The following is a 17,630-nucleotide window of genomic DNA, read 5'->3' as shown; positions in this document are numbered from 1 at the left end:
CGTGTGATGATCTTACTCGATCAGTGTACCTTCTTTTTCCCCGGTCACGATCCGGGTCAGCACGCCCGGGCTGTTCATATTGAACACCCGCAGGGGCATGCCATGATCCCGAGCCAGGCAGATGGCGGTCAGGTCCATCACGCCCAGCTTCTTGTCGAGCACCTCGTCGTAGGTGAGGTGGTCGTATTTTTCGGCGGTCGGGTCCAGGTTGGGGTCGGCGGAGTAGACGCCGTCCACTTTGGTGGCCTTGAGCACAGCGTCCGCCTCAATTTCGATGCCCCGAAGGCAAGCGGCGGAATCGGTGGTAAAGAACGGGTTGCCAGTACCGGCGCTGAAGATGACCACGTCACCTTCTTTCAGATCCCGCACCGCCCGGCGGCGGTCATAATGCTCCACGATACCGCTCATGGGGATGGCCGACATCACCCGGGTGCGGATATTGGAGCGCTCCAGGGCGTCCCTCATGGCCAGGCCGTTCATTACGGTGGCCAGCATGCCCATATGGTCACCGGTCACCCGGTCCAGGCCGGCGGCGTTCAGGGCGGCCCCCCGGAACAGGTTGCCACCACCGATCACCAGCCCCACCTGCACGCCAATACCAATCAGCGCGCCGATTTCCAGCGCCATGCGATCGAGGACTTTGGGATCAATGCCGAAATCGTGTTCACCCATGAGGGCTTCGCCGCTGAGCTTGAGCAATACACGCTTGTATCTGGGCTGGTTCTTGGATGCAGTCGGCATGGTGATCCCCTCTCGTCTGATGGCGGTCCGCGTTCGCGGGTTCAGGCTTGTATCTGACATACTCCTCGCAAAAGGGGTATCTCAGATACAAGCCCGCCACGAAAGCCGGAGCGTTCCGACTGACGTGGCAGACTAAGGTCAGCGCTGGCGGCGGGCGCCAGTGCCGTCAGGAGCAATCAGGCCTTGCCGGCGCCGGCGGCGGCAGCCACCTCAGCGGCGAAGTCGACTTCCTGCTTCTCGATGCCCTCACCCACTTCCAGGCGGATGAAGCCAACCAGCTCAGCGCCGGCGGACTTGATCAACTGGCCAACGGTCTGGTCCGGGTTCTTGACGAACGGCTGTTCGACCAGGCTGTTTTCCGCGAGGAACTTCTTGATGCGGCCGCCCATCATCTTCTCGACGATCTCGGCGGGCTTGCCTTCCATGTCCGGCTGGGCACGGATGATTTCCTTCTCTTTTTCCAGCTCCTCGGCCGGCATGTCTTCCGGCTTGCCAACCCGCGGGTTAACGGCAGCGGCGTGCATGGCGATGTCGCGAGCCACTTCCGCGTCACCGGCGGTCAGGGCCACAACAGAAGCGATCTTGTTGTTGCTGTGGACATAGCCACCCACGACCGGGCCTTCGACTTTCACTACGCGACGCACGGTGATGTTCTCACCGATTTTCTGGACCAGCGCTTCGCGCTTGGATTCCAGATCGCCGGCCATCAGCGCGGCAGCGTCGGTCTCGCCCTTGGCGAAGGCAACGTCCAGCACGTCGTTGGCAAACGCCAGGAAGTTGTCATCACGAGCGACGAAGTCGGTCTCGCAGTTCACTTCCAGGATGTACGCGACGGTGTTGTCGTCGGAAATCTTGATCAGGGATACGCCTTCAGCGGCGGTACGGCCGGCTTTCTTGGCGGCTTTCAGGCCGGAAGACTTGCGCAGCTCTTCGATAGCGGCGTCAACACTGCCCTCAGCCTCGACCAGTGCTTTCTTGCACTCCATCATGCCCAGACCGGTACGCTCACGCAGCTCTTTGACCATTGCGGCGGTAATTGCAGCCATGTTCAATCCTCTTAACTTGTCCGAATTCAGGTGGTGCGGCGGACCCGGAAACCGGGGCCGCCTTTCAGCAATGATGCGGGAAGCGCCGGATTACTCGGCGGCGGGAGCCGCGCCTGCGGCGTCTTCGGCCACTTCCACAAACTCGTCGGCGCCGGCACCGGCGGACTGAGCCGCTTCGAGGCAAGTGTCTGCCACGGCCTGAACGTAGATCTGGATCGCACGGATGGCATCGTCGTTACCCGGGATCACGTAGTCCACGCCATCCGGATCGCTGTTGGTGTCCACCACGCCGATAACAGGGATGCCAAGCTTGTTGGCTTCCTTGATGGCAATGCGCTCGTGGTCCACGTCGATGACGAACAGCGCGTCCGGCAGGCCGCCCATGTCCTTGATGCCGCCGATGGAGCGCTCGAGCTTCTCCATCTCACGGGTGCGCTCAAGGGCTTCTTTCTTGGTCAGCTTGTCGAACGTTCCGTCCTGGCTCTGGGTTTCCAGATCACGGTAGCGACGGATGGACTGACGGATGGTCTTGTAGTTGGTCAGCATGCCGCCCAACCAGCGGTGGTTGACGTACGGCTGACCGGAGCGCAGGGCTTCTTCTTTGATGATCTTGGCGGCGGAACGCTTGGTACCGACGAACAGGATCTTGTTCTTGCTCTCTGCCAGCTGCTGAACGAACTTCAGCGCGTCGTTGATGGCAGGAACGGTCTGCTCCAGGTTGATGATATGAATCTTGTTGCGGGCGCCGAAGATGAACTTCGACATTTTCGGGTTCCAGTAACGGGTCTGGTGACCGAAGTGAGCACCTGCCTTGAGCAGGTCACGCATATTTACCTGAGCCATGATAGTTACCTTTCAGCTTCGGGTTAGGCCTCCACGCGTCCGATTGCCCCAACCCTGCCGGAAACCGACAAAGCACCCTGGGACAACGTGCCGACACGTGTGTGAATTTGCCGGATTCGTTTCCGGCGGCGCGTTTATACCACAAAGCACCGGAAAAACGCCATTAAATTTGCCCAGGGGCTTCCTTGTATGCCGCCCCAGCGCCCCTTAGAATGGCGGTTTGACACAGCGCAACAGGAAGCCCGATGCAAGTATCGATCAAAACGCCCGAAGAGATTGAAAAGATGCGCGTGGCCGGCCGCTTGGCCGCCGAAGTGCTGGAAATGATCGACGAGCACGTTCAGCCCGGCGTCACCACTGAGGAGCTTGATCGCATCTGCCACGATTACATCGTGAACGTGCAGAAAGCGATTCCGGCGCCGCTCAATTATAAGGGATTCCCGAAGTCCATCTGCACCTCGGTCAACCACGTGGTGTGTCACGGCATCCCTTCGGACAAAAAAGTGCTCAAGCACGGCGACATCCTGAACATCGACGTCACCGTCATCAAGGATGAGTACCACGGCGACACCAGCAAGATGTGGGTCGTTGGCAAGCCCAAGCCGGGCAGCGAGCGCCTGATCCGCATTACCCAGGAATGCCTCTATAAAGGTATCGAGATGGTTCGCCCGGGCGTCCGCCTTGGCGACATCGGCCACGTCATTCAGGAGCATGCCGAGAAACACCATTACTCGGTGGTTCGCGAATACTGCGGTCACGGCATCGGCAAGGTGTTTCACGAGGAGCCCCAGGTCATGCACTACGGGCGTCCGGGCACCGGCGTTGAGCTCAAGGAAGGGATGACCTTCACCATCGAGCCGATGATCAACCAGGGCAAGTACCAGACCAAGCTGCTGGCCGACGGCTGGACGGCGGTGACCAAGGACCACAAGCTGTCGGCCCAGTGGGAACACACCATCCTGGTGACCGCGGACGGTCACGACGTGCTGACCAAACGGTCCGAAGAGTCATTCTGAGTGGACCACAGCGCGCTGGAGCAGCGGATCAGCAACGACCCATCCCCGGTCGCGGCAGCACGGGAGTGGCTTCGGGGCCATTATGAGGAAGACGCCCAGGCGTTCAGAAGCGGCGCCGACGTCCGGGCCCTGGTGCAGGCGAGGGCCCACACCGTGGATCAGCTGCTGGCGCGCATCTGGGCCCGGTATGCCTTTTCCAGCTCACCGGACATCGCCCTGGTGGCGGTGGGCGGCTACGGCCGAGGCGAGCTGCACCCCCATTCCGACATTGACCTGCTGATCCTCACTCGCGTCGGCATTGAGGACGCCTGGCAGGAAGACCTCGGCGCCTTCATCACTCTGCTCTGGGACCTGCGCCTGGACATCGGCCACAGCGTGCGCAGCATCGAGGAATGTAAGCAGGCAGCCCGGGATGATGTCACTATCCTGACCAACCTGCTGGAAACCCGCACCATCGCCGGCCCGGACGAGCTGCGAGCCACCCTCAGCGAGCAGGTCTACTCGGACGAGGTCAGCTCCGATCGAGACTACTTCATCGCCAAGCGGGAAGAGCAGCAGCAGCGCCACATCAAGTACGGCAACACCGAGTACAACCTTGAGCCCAATCTGAAGGGCTCCCCCGGCGCGCTGCGGGACATCCAGACCATCGGCTGGATTACCAAGCGCCACTTCGGCCTGCAGAGCATCGCCGACCTCACCCGGTTCAGCATCCTCACCGAGGAAGAGCACCAGATTCTTTACCAGGGCGAAACCTTCCTGTGGCAGCTTCGATACGGCCTGCAACTGCTGGCCGACCGCAACGAAAACCGGCTGCTGTTCGATCACCAGCGGGCGCTGGCGGAAATGCTCGGTTACCGGGACGAGGGCAAGCGCCTGGGCGTCGAGCTGATGATGCAGTCCTACTATCGCACCGTGCTGGCCCTGGCGGAACTTGCCGACGTCATCCTGCAGTATTACGACGAGGCGATCCTCGGCACCCGCGGCGATGACCAGATCCAGCCCCTGAACAAACGCTTCCAGGTGCGCAACGGCTATATTGAAGCCGTCAATAACCAGGTCTTCGCCTACGCGCCCTACTCGATCATGGAAATCTTTGTGCTGATGGCCCAGCATCCGGAGATCAAGGGCATCCGGGCCACCACCATTCGTTCCCTGCGGGCTCATCGACACCTGATCGACGACGCCTTCCGTTCGGACCTGGCGGTGACCACCCTGTTCATGGAGCTGCTGCGCACACCGCACGCCCTGGACGTGACCCTGTCCGCCATGAAGAAGTACAACGTGCTGGGCCGATACCTGCCGGAATTCGGCCAGATCATTGGCCAGATGCAGCACGACCTGTTCCACATCTACACGGTGGACGCCCACACCATGCGGGTGATCCGCAACATGGTGCGTCTCAACGGCTCCGAAGTGCGCTCCGAGTACCCGCTGGCGTCCCGGTTGATTCATCGCCTGCCGAAGTTGGAAACCCTGTTTATCGCCGGCCTGTACCACGACATCGCCAAGGGCCGGGGCGGCGACCATTCCGAGCTGGGCGCGGTGGACGTCGCGGATTTCTGCCGGCGCCATCACCTGAGCGAACGGGATACCCAACTGGCGTCCTGGCTGGTGGAGAACCACCTGCTGATGTCCATGACCGCCCAGCGCAAGGACATCTCGGACCCGGAAATCATCCACGCGTTCGCCGAGGCCATGCCCAGCCAGGTGCACCTGGACTACCTGTACATCCTCACCGTGTGCGACATCAGCGCCACCAACCCGAAGCTCTGGAACACCTGGCGCGCGTCCCTGCTGAGGCAACTGTACATCGAAACCAAGCGTGCGCTGCGGCGGGGCACCGAGCATCCGGTCGATCGGGACGAGTGGATCAGCGCCACCAAGACCGAAGCCCGGGAAATCCTGCACGCCCAGAACATGAGCGACGAGCAGATCGACAGCGTGTGGGACACCGTGGAGGAAGACTACTTCCTTCAGGACTCCACCGTGGATATTGCCTGGCAGACCGCGGCCATCATCCGCCACGGCGACAACCCGGACCCGCTGGTGCTGATCCGCGACACCCGGGGTGGCCCCACCGACGGCTATTCCCAGATCATCATTTATATGAAGGATCGGGTAGCTCTGTTCGCCGCCACCACGGCGGTGCTGGAGCAGCTGAACCTGAACATCGTGGACGCCCGGATCAGCTCCAGCGAAGGTCCCTGGTCGATCAGTTCCTACGTGGTGCTGGACGAACGCGGCCAGCCCCTGGGTATGGACCCGGCCCGCAAGGAGCGCGTGCGCAAGCGGCTGATTGAGGAGCTGGATGACCCCGAGGACTACCCGGAGATCATCCACCGTCGCACGCCACGACAACTCAAGCATTTTGCCTTCCCCACCGAGGTGACCTTCTCCAACGACACCGGCAACCAGCGCACGGTGATGGAAGTGATCACCCCGGACCGCCCCGGCCTGCTGGCCCGCATCGGCCAGGTTCTGCTGGACCACCGGGTGCGGCTGACCAATGCCAAAATCGCCACCCTGGGCGAGCGGGTGGAGGACGTCTTTTTCATTACCGACGAGCACGGCGACCCCCTGAGCGATCCGGCCACCTGCCGCCAGCTTCAGGAAGACCTGTGCACCATGCTGGACGATATTGAATGAACCCGAACCTGGACCGACTGCACCCCTACCCGTTCGAAAAACTGGCCAAGCTGAAGGCGGGCGTGGTGCCTCCCGCCCACCTGCCGTCTATTTCCCTTGGCATCGGCGAGCCCAAGCACCCGTCCCCGGCGTTCGTCAAACGGGTGTTGGCGGACAACCTGGACAAACTCGCCAACTACCCCACCACCAAGGGCATCCCCGAGCTGCGCCAGGCCATTGCAACCTGGGCCACCCGACGCTTTGAGCTGGCCCAGGGAAGCCTGGACCCGGAGCGCCACGTGGTGCCAGTGAACGGTACCCGGGAAGCCATTTTCTCGCTGGTGCAGGCGGTGGTGGACACCCGCACCCCGGCGACGGTGGTCAGCCCCAACCCGTTCTACCAGATCTATGAAGGCGCCGCGTTCCTGGCGGGCGCCGAGCCGGTGTACCTGGCCTGCGATGGCAGCAACGGCTTTGTTCCGGATTTTGACGCGGTGCCCGAATCGGTCTGGCGAGACTGCCAGATCCTGTTCCTGTGCTCGCCGGGCAACCCCAGTGGCGCCGTGATCCCCCGGGAGGTTCTTACCCGGGTCATCGAACTGGCGGACACCCACGACTTCCTGATTGCCTCGGACGAGTGCTACTCCGAGCTGTACCCCCGGGAGGGGGAGCCCACTGAAGGCCTGCTGCAGACCTGCGCCGCCATCGGCCGGCACGACTTCCGCCGGTGCGTGGTGTTCCACAGCCTGTCCAAGCGCAGCAACCTGCCCGGCCTGCGCTCCGGCTTTGTCGCCGGCGACGCCGAGGTGCTGGCGGACTACGTGCGCTACCGCACCTACCACGGCTGCGCCATGCCGATCCAGAACCAGCTGGCCAGCATCGCGGCCTGGCAGGACGAAGACCACGTCCGGGAAAACCGAGCCGCCTACCGGGCCAAGTTCGAGGCCGTCGTGCCCATCCTCCGGGAAGTGATGAACGTGGACTTCCCGGACGCCGGCTTCTACCTCTGGCCGGAAACCCCGATGGACGACGAAACGTTTGCCCGGGAATTGTCGGCCCAGCAGAACGTGCACGTGCTGCCTGGCCGCTACCTTTCCCGCACCGTCGATGGCCACAATCCGGGCGAGAACCGTGTCCGCATGGCCCTGGTGGCACCGCTGGAAGAGTGTGTGGAAGCGGCCCGCCGCATTGTGACGTTCATCAAGGAAAACCGGTAAACCTGGGGTCAGATGAGATTGGGGTCAGATGAAGCGTGCTTGCGCGTCTCATCTGACCCCAATCTCATCTGACCCCGACTATCAGGAAAGGCTTACCATGAAACTCTATGGCATCAAAAACTGCGATACCGTCAAAAAGGCCCGCAAATGGCTGGATGAAAACGGCATTGCCTACGAATTCCACGATTTCAAGAAAGACGGCCTGCCCGAAGGCACCCTCACCGGCTGGGAACAGGCCCTGGGATGGGAAACCCTGGTGAACCGACGCGGCACCACCTGGCGAAAACTCCCGGAGGAGGTTCGTGATAACATGACGGCCGATACCGCCCACACCGTGATGCTGGACAACCCCTCCATCATCAAACGGCCAGTGGTCGAGCACAATGACACCGTGTTCGTTGGCTTCAGCGCCGACGACTGGGAAACCCGGGTTCGGTGAACCCCGAAACCTGGGGTCAGATGAGAGTGGGGTCAGATGAAGCGCGCTGGCGCGTCTCATCTGACCCCACTCTCATCTGACCCCGACTTTACACAACAGGAGCAACCACACGATGAGTTTTGCATTCGGTATTGGCATCGGCACCCAGAATAACCAGGGCGAATGGCTGGAGGTGTTCTACCAGCAGCCGATCCTGACCCCAGGCAAAGACCTGATCGACGTGGTTGAAAGCGCGCTGGGTTATACAGGCGGCAACCAGGCCCTGCGCCCGGGCGCTGAGCAACTGGCGCAGTTTGCCCAGGCCCTGCGCCAGATCGGCCAGACTGCCCAGGCCCAGCTGGCCGAGAAGGCCGCCGGCAGCGTCCGCCCCGCCGTCGTCACTGTGCTGGCCACGGACGATACCGCCTCCAGCACCCCGGAGGTGTACCTGAAGCTGCACCTGATTTCCCACCGCCTGGCCAAGCCCCACAGCGTGAAGCTGGACGGCATCTTTGGCCTGCTGCCAAACCTGGCCTGGACCAACGAAGGCGCGATCGATCTGAACGAACTGCCGGAGCGTCAGCTCAAGGCACGTCTCGAGGGCCGCACCCTGGAAGTGAAGTCCGTCGACAAGTTCCCGCAGATGACCGACTACGTCGTGCCCAAGGGCGTGCGCATTGCCGACACCGCCCGGGTTCGCCTGGGCGCCTACGTGGGTGAAGGGACCACCGTGATGCACGAGGGCTTCATCAACTTCAACGCCGGCACCGAGGGCACCTCCATGATCGAGGGCCGCATCTCCGCCGGCGTGATGGTGGGTAAGGGCTCCGATCTGGGCGGCGGCTGCTCCACCATGGGCACCCTGTCCGGCGGCGGCAACATCATCATCTCCGTGGGTGAGAACTGCCTGATCGGTGCCAATGCCGGCATTGGCATTCCCCTGGGGGACCGCTGCAAAGTGGAAGCCGGCCTGTACATCACCGCCGGCACCAAGGTGGCCGTGCTGGACGAGAACGGCAAGCAGGTGGAGGTGATCAAGGCCCGTGAACTGGCCAACAAGGCCGACCTGCTGTTCCGCCGGAACAGCCAGACCGGCGCCGTTGAGTGCCAGACCAACCAGACGGCCATCGAACTGAACGACGCCCTGCACGCCAACAACTGATCCCGTCTGCCCCGCGCCGGCGTGCGCCGCGCGGGGCGCTTCAAACACTGAGGCCGATCACCCGCTATGTCACTTACCCCCACCCTCGAACTGGCCATCGATCTGATTCGGCGCCGCTCCGTTACCCCGGACGACGCCGGCTGCCAGGCCCTGATGATGGGCCGGCTCGCCGCCCTCGGGTTCCGCAAGGAAAACCTGCGCTTTGGCGACACCGACAACCTCTGGGCCCGCAAGGGCACGGACGGCCCCCTGCTGGCGTTTGCCGGCCACACGGACGTGGTGCCCACCGGGCCGGAAAAGAACTGGGCACATGCCCCGTTTGAGCCGGTCATTGAGGACGGCTACCTGTACGGGCGCGGCGCCGCCGACATGAAAGGCAGCCTGGCGGCGTTCGTCACCGCCTGCGAGCGCTTTGTGGCCAGGCATCCGGACCACCGGGGCTCCATTGCCCTGCTGATCACCAGCGACGAGGAGGGCCCGGCCCAGGACGGCACGGTCAAGGTGGTGCAGACGCTGGAGGCCCGAAACGAGAAGATCGACTGGTGCCTGATCGGTGAACCGTCCAGCACCCACGAGGTGGGCGATGTGATCAAGAACGGTCGCCGGGGCTCCCTGCACGGCTACCTGACGGTGCACGGCATCCAGGGCCACGTCGCCTATCCGCACCTGGCGGAAAACCCGGTGCATACGGTGGCGCCGGCGCTGGACGCCCTGGCCCGGGAAACCTGGGATAGCGGCAACGAGTTCTTCCCCCCAACCACCTTCCAGATCACCAAGGTGGAGGCCGGCACCGGCAGCAACGTGATTCCCGGCGAATGCCTGGTGCACTTCAATTTCCGATACTGCACGGAGAATACAGCGGAGAGCCTGGAGGAACGGGTAGTGGCCATCCTGGACCGCTACGGTTTCCGTTACGACCTGCAGTGGCATTTGAGCGGGCGACCGTTTCTGACGGACCGCGGCTCGCTGGTCACCGCCAGCCAGGAGGCGATCGAAGCGGTCACCGGGCGCCAGACCGAGCTATCCACCTCCGGCGGCACCTCCGACGGCCGGTTCATTGCGCCGACCGGCGCCCAGGTGGTGGAACTGGGACCGGTGAACGCCACCATTCACAAGGTGGATGAGTGCGTGCGGGCCGAGGATCTGGACACCCTGTCCCGGATCTACGAGCGGATTCTGGAAAACCTGCTGACGTAACCGCCTCGCCCCGCCGCGGAGTGACCCGGCGGGTGCCGGATCAGGCGCCCGCGTCGCTCCAACCGTCGTCGAATTAATAGTGAGGCGGCGGCGTTTCTTCGTCTTCCCGCCGAATGTTGGAGCTCGACACTTCCTTGAGCTGCCGATGAAGCAACGCCTTGGCCTGATGCAGCTCGCGAATGTCCAGTTCCTGGCGGGCGAGCTGGTCGCTGAGGGTCTGGATCAGGTCTTCCTGGAACGCGATGCGGGTTTCAAGGTCGTCCAGCCGGGCGGTCAGGGTGTCGTTTTGCGTCATGGGTTTGGTCAGCACTCCGGATAATCTGGTAAACTGCGCGGCTCAATCACTGGCCGGGCGCCTCAGTGTACCCGAAGTCCGGCCCTTTATCGTTATCGATCCTACTATGGAGAAACGTTTGTCCATGCGTAACCCAGCCAAAGCGATCCTGGTCGCCCTACTGGTCGCCATCCCTGCCCCGCTGATTCTTGGCCTGCTTCTGGTGTCTTTCACCCCGGACCTGTTACAGGCACTCGCCAGCGATGCGGAATCCGTCACCGCCAACGCCCAGGGCATCGGCGCCTATGTCATCGCCGTCGTACTGTTCGCCCTGGCGGGCTTTCTGGTCACTGCCTTTGCCGGCCAGGCACCCGCCGCCCATGGCTCACGCCCGGCGGCCCAGAACCGTCCGTCCCAGGCACGCCACAACGATGATGACGACGCCGACTACGACGACAGCACCCCGGAAGGGGACGAAGAAGGCACCGTTAAGTGGTTCAATGTAAAAAAGGGCTTCGGCTTTATTGTTCGTGACAGCGGCGACGAGGTGTTTGTTCACTTCCGCGCCATTCGCGGCCGTGGCCGGCGCGTGCTGCGCCAGGGTCAGTTGGTTCGCTTCGATGTCGTGGAAGCGGACAAGGGCCTTCAGGCCGACAACGTCTCGATTCTGAGCGACTGATCGCAGAACCCTCGGGGTCCCGACGCGAAAAAGGCAGCCTCCGGGCTGCCTTTTTCGTTTTATCGCGACACCGTCAGGGCCCTGGGCCCGCTCGTCAGTGCCAGACCACCTGCGCTTCGCCACGCTGGTCCAGGCGCCACCAGGTATCGTTCTCCACCGGGTCGCCGTCTTTCCAGTCGCCCACGCTGCAACGGATTTCCGTATCCATGGCGCGCCAGGCGCTGCGGGCGCAATCCAGGTCCGAATTCCACGGCACCCGCTCACCTTCCAGTAGCACACAGGTATAGCGTTTGCCGAACGCGCCCGGGTACAGGGTAATGCGAAGGGCCGCGCCCTCGCACATGGCCTGGCCCTTGGCAACACGGGCCGGATCGCTGTCGTCCAGCGCCAACCCGTCAACGTGCGCCGCCAGCCAGGACGACACCGCCCCCGGCTGGAGGTCACGAATGTAGATTTCCAGATCCCGCACCGGCGGTTGCTCCTCGTGGTTGTTCGTTCGCCCGCACATAGTGAACCGGGCCGGGGCGGGCCGCAAGCCACCGTTCCAGTTCCCGCTTCAGATCATCGACCATCAGACATCGCAGGGTACCCACTCGTTTGCGCTCGTGCCATCCGACATCCGCGGCGGACCGTTCGATCGCCAGGTCCGCCAGCGCCTGCTCGAGCGGCGCCACCGGCTGTTGCCGGGCGTGGGCGACCAGGGCCTGGCGGCGCAGCGTTTCCGCCCGATCCCGCAAGGCCAGGGCTTCGCCTGGCCCCTGCCGCGCGTACAGGTCCAGCCGCGCCGCCGCCCGCTCCACCCAGTGCAGCATGCCGCCGGGTGTGGCAACCGTGCTGCTGCGCCGGCTGGCCGCGTAACGCAGGGCCGGCGCCGACAGCTCCACCGACCAGCGCTTTTCAATCCGGGACTGATGGCAGGCCAGAACCGCCAGACGCTGGGATTCGCTGCACGCCGGCAGGCGGGCGTATTCCAGGCTGCGTCCGAGAATCGCGCCCAGGCGGCCTTCCGTCTCGCCGTCAGGGGCGCCGGCGCCCAGCAACAGGAGAGGCCCGCGCCAGCGCAGCAGCAATTCCCGGCTACCGCTCCAGGGCTGGGCCATCAGCGCCAGCAGATCCTCCGGCCCCTGGCCGTCCAGTACCAGCACTGGCCAGGGCGCCTCGTCTCCGGACAGCCTTTCGCCGCCGGGCCCATCCGCCACCGGCACCGCCGGTGTGTGGCTGTCCATCCATTCGGTTTCCCGGCGCAGGTCCAGGTGCACCGCATCCCGGGCCAGCATCGGCAACAGGGTTTCAAGCCAGGAGGATAACCCGCAGCCCCGATCACCGCCCACCCACAGCAGGGCATTGCGGCCAGCGGATAGCGTCACAGCCGCGTCTTCAGCCAGAGCCATCCAGTCCCGGTCCACGGCTACTACCGGCGATACACCGTTGCTGCGGCTTCCCGGGTCTGATGGCGCGACCGTGTCCGAGGCCCGCACGGGCCAATCTCCCACCAGTTCCAACACCGCCACATAGGCCTTGCCTTGCAGCCGCTCGGCGCGATGCACCAGGGTATCCAGCAGGTGCGGCCAGCCCAGCCAGGGCAAGCCATAGACTTCCCGCGCCAGGGCAAGCCAGTCGGTCAGTTGGGAGGAAAGTGCACCGTCGGCGGTCACTTCAGTGACCATCGGCTGTTCGCACTGGATGGTGCGGGTCAGTTCATCCAGATCCACGCCCCGAGCCGAGAGAAACCGGTGCAGTTCCGGGGCCGCGTCCAGCAGGGACAGCAGAAAATCTTCTGCCGTCACCACCGTTCCACCCCGGCGCTCCACCTGCTCACGGGCGCTCACCAGTGCTTTCTGCCCCTCCGGGGCCAGGCATCCTTGCCAGTCTTCCATCCCTGTCTCCTTGTGGTCTTGGGCCCGTTACCAGGTGCCCGTGTTCTCCATGCTCGCCCACGGTTCCTTCGGGGGCAGCGCCTCGCCCTTCTGCAACAGCTCAATGGAGATGTTGTCCGGCGTGCGGATGAACGCCATGTGGCCGTCCCGGGGCGGGCGGTTGATGGTAACACCGTTGTCGTGCAGTTTCTGGCACAGGGCGTAAATGTCATCCACCCGATAAGCCAGATGGCCGAAATTGCGGCCGCCGGTGTAGGTCTCCGGGTCCCAGTTGTAGGTCAGTTCAACCATGGGGGCTTTATCTTCGCGGGCGCGGGCCTCGTCCTCCGGCGCCGCCAGGAACACCAGGGTGAACCGGCCCTTCTCGCTGTCCATACGGCGGATTTCCACCAGCCCCAGCAGGTCGCAGAAAAAGTGCAGGGTCTCATCCAGGTTGCTGACCCGGATCATGGTATGAAGGTATTGCATGGTTCACTCCTAACAGACGATGGATGGAAAGGTTTGCGCCCCGGCTCAGCGCAGCATCAGCGGCACAAACGCCACCAGCATCAGCACGCCAATCAGCACCAGCAGATAGGGCACCACCGCGCCGGCGATGCGCTCCAGGCTGAGCTTGGTGACGGACGAGGCCACGTACAGGTTAATCGCCACCGGCGGCGTAATCATGCCAATGGCCAACCCCACCACCAGGATGATGCCGAAATGGACCGGATCAATACCCAGTCCGGTCGCCAGCGGCAACAAAATGGGCGTGAGGATAATCAGCGCCGAGGCGGTCTCGATGAATACTCCGGTCAGCAGGATCAGGATCAACATCAGCCCCAGCAGAACGAAGCTGTTGGTGGATAGCCCCAGCACGAGGTCCGCCAGCCGCGTGGGCACCTGCCAGTTCGACAACGCCCAGCTCAGGGCTGCCGACGCGGAAATCACGAACATGATCACCGCCGTGGTGACCGCCGCCCGAATAAACAGACGGTAGATGTCCCGCAGGTTCAGGTCCCGATAGATGAACAGCGACACCAGGATCGCGTAGTTCACGGCAATCACCGCCGATTCGCTGGGCGTGAACACCCCGGAGAAAATGCCGCCGAGAATGATCACCGGCGTCATCAAACCCCAGAACGCCGCCCGGAAGGTGCGCCAGATGGTGGCCAGGGAAAACGCGCTGCCCCGGGGATAGGCCCGGCGGTGGCCCTGTACCAGCGCCACGATGATTAACCCCACGCCCATGGCCAGACCCGGCAGGAACCCGCTCAGAAACAGTTTCGAGACCGATTCCTGGGCGATCACCGCGTAGATGATCATGGGCACCGATGGCGGAATGACCACGCCGATGGTGCCACCGGCGGCAATCAGGCTGGCGGCAGACGCCGGATCATAGCCCTTGCGTTTGAGTTCCGGCACCAGGGTTGAGCCCACGGCGGCGGTGGTGGCGGCACCGGAACCGGAGATCGCCGCAAAGAACATGGAGGCCAGCACCGAGACAATCGAAAGACCGCCCTTGAGGAAGCCGATCATGGCGTCCGCCAGCGCCACGAGGCGGGCGCTCACCTGCCCTTCCGCCATGATGTCGCCGGCCAGAATGAACATGGGCACCGCCACCAGGGCGAACGAATCCACCCCGGCAAACATCTGCTGGGGCAACACCAGCAGCGGCACCCCATCGCCCTGCAGGGCCACCAGGGTGGCGCCAAAAATCGCCACCGCCACGGGCAGGCCCAGCAGCAGGAGCACAAAAAACAGGCCGAACAGCAGGAGGCTCATGCCACGCCCTCCCCGCCGTCGGAATCCGCGGCGCTGTCATCGTCAGGGCCCGGCAGCGGCCAGCCCAGGCACACACGCACCAGGTCGGCCAGCCCCAACAGCGCCATCAGGGCGGCGCTTAGGGGAATCACCGCGTAGATGTACATCATCGGCACCCGTAAAGAGGCCGACTTCTGATAGCTCTGCATCATCATGTACTGGTAGCCAATCCACGCGAGGGCCACCAGCGCCGCCACCGCGCAGGCCAGTGCGAAGGCGGACAGCCATCGGCGCACCGACGGTGGCAGTCGGTCCACCAGCACCGTCACTACAATGTGCCGTCGCTGGGCCCACGCCAGCACGGCGCCCAGGAAAGTCAGCCACACCAGCAGAAACCGGGCGACTTCCTCGGTCCAGCCGACGGCGGAAAAGAGCACCCGGGACACAATCTGCAGGGTAATCACCGCAATCAGCGCGGCGATGCCGCCGGCCAGCACCGGCTTGAGGACCGCGGCAACCGCGCGGTCCGTGTGGGCCATCCAACGCAACACGTCAGTTCTTCAGCTCGGCCCGGATGCGTTCCAGGTAGTCGCCGAACCGCTCGCCGTACTTTTTATAGACCGGCTCGACGGCCTTCTGGAAAGCGGCCAGATCCGGGTCGTCGTTGATCTGCATACCCGCTTCTTTCAGCGCCGCCAGTTGCTCATCTTCTTTCTTGGCGTTGTCCGCGCGCTCGTACTCGGCCGCTTCATGGGCTGCCTTGACGATGACATCCTGCGCCGCCTTCGGCAGCTTGTTCCAGGTGGGCATACCCATCACAAATACCGCCGGCGCATAGGTGTGCCGGGTCATGGTCATGTATTTCTGGGTTTCGCTGAGTTTGAAGGCGTAGACCACGTTTACCGGGTTTTCCTGGCCGTCGATGGTGCCCTGCTGCATTGCCGTCAGCGCTTCGGTCCAGGCCATGGGGATGGCGTTGGCGCCCAGGTCACGGAAGGTGTCGGTGTACACCGGGTTTTCCATCACCCGAATGCGCAGCCCGTCCATGTCCGCCGGGGTGTTCACCGGGTGCTCGCTATTGGTCAGGTTGCGGAAGCCCCGCTCGGCGTAGGCCAGGCCCTTGAGGTTCACCTCGGACAGCCGGTCCAGCAGTTCCTGACCGATGTCGCCGTCCAGAATCCGGTAGGCGTCCTGGCGGGTCGGGAACAGGAACGGCAGCTCGAACACCGCCATGTCCTCGACAAAGTTGGCCACCGGGCCGTTGGTGATTACGCCCATATCGACGCTGCCAATCTGCATGCCTTCGAGCAGGGTACGCTCATCCCCAAGGCTGGCGTTGGGGAAAATCTTGACGGTGACCTTGCCGTCGGTGCGCTCGGCCACCAGGTCACGGAACTTCATGGCGGCCACATGGAAACCGTCCTGTTCGTTCACCACATGGGCAAGCCGCAGGGTAACCGGATCCATATCCTCGAAACCGGCGGCGAAGGCTGGCACAGACGCCAGGGCGGAAGACACGCACAGCGCCGCAGCGCGGAACCATTGAGTGGGCATGGCAGACTCCTTGTGTTGTTATTTATCAAGCTTACGATTCTAGCCACCCCGTTGGCATTCCGGCAATGCGCTATTTGGCGGGGATCGCCTGCCAACGGTTGACCACCGGAAACAACTGCGGCACCCTGATCTGGTTTCATATTGCAACCAGAATCCGATCCGACCGGATCGGACCCGACATCGCCAAGGAGCCTTCCGTATGAGCCAGACTGCTGACCATCCGACCAACCGCGCCATCGTTCTTAAGCGCCGCCCGCATGGCGAAATTCAGGACGGCGACCTGGCCATGGTGGAGCGCCTGGTCCGCGCCCCGGGCGAAGGGGACGTGGTTGCCCAGGTGCTGTGGCTGTCCCTGGACCCGTACATGCGTCCCCGCATGAACGACGCCAAGGGGTATATGGACCCGATTGGTATTGATGAAGTGATCGTGGGTGAGAGCGTGGCCCGGATTGTCGAGTCCCGGTCTGACCACCTCAAGGTAGGCGATCTGGTGACCTGCTATTCCGGCTGGCAGGAATACGTCACCTTCCCCGCGGACGCGCCCATGGTTTATAAAATCCAGCAGAAAGAGGGCGTTCCCCTGCAAGCCTATCTCGGCGTGGCGGGTATGCCCGGCCGAACCGGCTACTGTGGCCTGACGTATGTGGGCAAACCCAAAGCCGGCGAAACCGTGGTCGTTTCAGCGGCCTCTGGGCCCGTTGGTACGGTGGTGGGCCAGACCGCCAAACGGGAAGGCTGCCGTGTGGTGGGCGTGGCCGGTGGCCCGGAGAAATGCGCGTTTGTGGTCAACGAGCTGGGCTTTGACGCTTGCGTGGATTACAAGGCCGGCAACCTGGACGCGGACCTGAAGGCCGCCTGCCCGGATGGCATCGACGTCTACTTCGAGAACGTCGGCGGGGCCGTCACCAAGGCCGTCGCGCCCCTGCTCAACCCGGGCGGCCGGGTGCCCATCTGCGGCTACGTCTCGGCCTACAACGCCGCTGACATGAGTGAAGTGGAAACCCCGTTCCAGATTCTCAAAACGGCCAACCACGTGCCCGAGCACCGCTTCTTCCTGGTCACTGAATGGCAGGACAAGCACCAGGACATCACCAACCTCCTGGCGGACCGGGTCGCCAGCGGCGAACTCAAGTATCGGGAAACCGTGGCAGAGGGGCTGGATAACGCCGTCGAAGCGTTCAAAGGGATGCTCAAGGGCCGCAACTTCGGCAAACAGCTGGTGCACATCGCCGACTGAT

General features: G+C 63.4%; 18 protein-coding genes. 8 read left to right on the top strand and 10 right to left on the bottom strand.

Annotation, left to right across the window (positions count from 1 at the left end; all coding sequences use genetic code 11):
- Positions 1-12: 12 nt before the first annotated feature.
- The 3 genes from pyrH to rpsB form a co-directional block, all read right to left on the bottom strand.
- Positions 13-741, bottom strand: a complete 729-nt coding sequence (gene pyrH / locus V3388_RS13285; RefSeq protein ID WP_336368059.1) for a UMP kinase — start codon at positions 739-741, stop codon at positions 13-15.
- 176 nt (positions 742-917) lie between these two features.
- Positions 918-1,787 carry a translation elongation factor Ts gene (gene tsf / locus V3388_RS13280; RefSeq protein WP_336368058.1) on the bottom strand — a complete coding sequence of 290 codons (870 nt, stop codon included), beginning with the start codon at positions 1,785-1,787 and terminating at the stop codon, positions 918-920.
- A 90-nt stretch (positions 1,788-1,877) separates the two neighbouring features.
- Entirely contained in the window at positions 1,878-2,630 is a 753-nt protein-coding gene (gene rpsB, locus V3388_RS13275) for a 30S ribosomal protein S2 (RefSeq protein ID WP_336368057.1), read from the bottom strand.
- Positions 2,631-2,875: 245 nt separating this feature from the next.
- Here rpsB and map point away from each other — a divergent pair, with 245 nt between their 5' ends.
- The 6 genes from map (at position 2,876) to dapE (ending at position 10,265) form a co-directional block, all read left to right on the top strand.
- The gene (map, locus tag V3388_RS13270; RefSeq protein WP_336368056.1) at positions 2,876-3,646 is read left to right on the top strand and encodes a type I methionyl aminopeptidase; all 771 of its coding nucleotides are present in this window, start codon (positions 2,876-2,878) and stop codon (positions 3,644-3,646) included.
- Positions 3,647-6,292 (top strand): [protein-PII] uridylyltransferase, encoded by a 2,646-nt coding sequence (locus tag V3388_RS13265; RefSeq protein WP_336368055.1) that lies wholly within the window; start codon positions 3,647-3,649, stop codon positions 6,290-6,292. It abuts the gene before it with no gap.
- Positions 6,289-7,488, top strand: a complete 1,200-nt coding sequence (gene dapC, locus V3388_RS13260; protein WP_336368054.1) for a succinyldiaminopimelate transaminase — start codon at positions 6,289-6,291, stop codon at positions 7,486-7,488. The genes V3388_RS13265 and dapC overlap by 4 nt, the downstream gene beginning before the upstream one ends.
- A gap of 97 nt (positions 7,489-7,585) precedes the next feature.
- Positions 7,586-7,927 carry an ArsC family reductase gene (locus V3388_RS13255; protein WP_336368053.1) on the top strand — a complete coding sequence of 114 codons (342 nt, stop codon included), beginning with the start codon at positions 7,586-7,588 and terminating at the stop codon, positions 7,925-7,927.
- A gap of 112 nt (positions 7,928-8,039) precedes the next feature.
- Entirely contained in the window at positions 8,040-9,068 is a 1,029-nt protein-coding gene (dapD, locus tag V3388_RS13250; RefSeq protein WP_336368052.1) for a 2,3,4,5-tetrahydropyridine-2,6-dicarboxylate N-succinyltransferase, read from the top strand.
- 66 nt (positions 9,069-9,134) lie between these two features.
- Positions 9,135-10,265 (top strand): succinyl-diaminopimelate desuccinylase, encoded by a 1,131-nt coding sequence (gene dapE / locus V3388_RS13245; protein ID WP_336368051.1) that lies wholly within the window; start codon positions 9,135-9,137, stop codon positions 10,263-10,265.
- A gap of 73 nt (positions 10,266-10,338) precedes the next feature.
- Here dapE and V3388_RS13240 read toward each other — a convergent pair whose 3' ends face one another.
- Complete coding sequence (locus V3388_RS13240; RefSeq protein WP_336368050.1) at positions 10,339-10,560, bottom strand: SlyX family protein; 222 nt, start codon at positions 10,558-10,560, stop codon at positions 10,339-10,341.
- A gap of 124 nt (positions 10,561-10,684) precedes the next feature.
- Here V3388_RS13240 and V3388_RS13235 point away from each other — a divergent pair, with 124 nt between their 5' ends.
- Positions 10,685-11,218 (top strand): cold-shock protein, encoded by a 534-nt coding sequence (locus V3388_RS13235; RefSeq protein ID WP_336368049.1) that lies wholly within the window; start codon positions 10,685-10,687, stop codon positions 11,216-11,218.
- Between the two features lie 94 nt (positions 11,219-11,312).
- On the opposite strand, the gene V3388_RS13230 is transcribed toward V3388_RS13235, so the two are convergent.
- From V3388_RS13230 to V3388_RS13205, 6 genes are read right to left on the bottom strand one after another with little or no spacing between them, the layout of a single operon-like run.
- Positions 11,313-11,687: a hypothetical protein gene (locus V3388_RS13230; protein WP_336368048.1), complete on the bottom strand. Its 375-nt coding sequence runs from the start codon at positions 11,685-11,687 to the stop codon at positions 11,313-11,315.
- Positions 11,659-13,095: a hypothetical protein gene (locus V3388_RS13225; protein WP_336368047.1), complete on the bottom strand. Its 1,437-nt coding sequence runs from the start codon at positions 13,093-13,095 to the stop codon at positions 11,659-11,661. Before V3388_RS13225 ends, V3388_RS13230 begins: the two co-directional genes overlap by 29 nt.
- 27 nt (positions 13,096-13,122) lie before the next feature.
- Entirely contained in the window at positions 13,123-13,563 is a 441-nt protein-coding gene (locus tag V3388_RS13220; protein WP_336368046.1) for a VOC family protein, read from the bottom strand.
- Positions 13,564-13,608: 45 nt separating this feature from the next.
- Positions 13,609-14,859, bottom strand: a complete 1,251-nt coding sequence (locus V3388_RS13215) for a TRAP transporter large permease (protein ID WP_336368045.1) — start codon at positions 14,857-14,859, stop codon at positions 13,609-13,611.
- Positions 14,856-15,377, bottom strand: a complete 522-nt coding sequence (locus V3388_RS13210) for a TRAP transporter small permease (RefSeq protein WP_336368044.1) — start codon at positions 15,375-15,377, stop codon at positions 14,856-14,858. The genes V3388_RS13215 and V3388_RS13210 overlap by 4 nt, the downstream gene beginning before the upstream one ends.
- Before the next feature lie 13 nt (positions 15,378-15,390).
- Positions 15,391-16,392, bottom strand: a complete 1,002-nt coding sequence (locus tag V3388_RS13205; RefSeq protein WP_336368043.1) for a TRAP transporter substrate-binding protein — start codon at positions 16,390-16,392, stop codon at positions 15,391-15,393.
- A gap of 199 nt (positions 16,393-16,591) precedes the next feature.
- On the opposite strand from V3388_RS13205, the gene V3388_RS13200 reads away from it, so the two are divergent.
- A complete protein-coding gene (locus V3388_RS13200; protein ID WP_336368042.1) occupies positions 16,592-17,629 on the top strand; it encodes an NADP-dependent oxidoreductase in 1,038 nt (345 codons plus the stop codon).
- Position 17,630: the final 1 nt, after the last annotated feature.

The sequence above is a fragment of the Marinobacter sp. C2H3 genome (genome assembly GCF_037080155.1).
In the GTDB taxonomy this organism is placed as follows: Bacteria; Pseudomonadota; Gammaproteobacteria; order Pseudomonadales; family Oleiphilaceae; genus Marinobacter.
The sequence above is the reverse complement of the archived record's forward strand: the minus strand, read 5'-3'. Positions and strand labels throughout refer to the sequence as shown.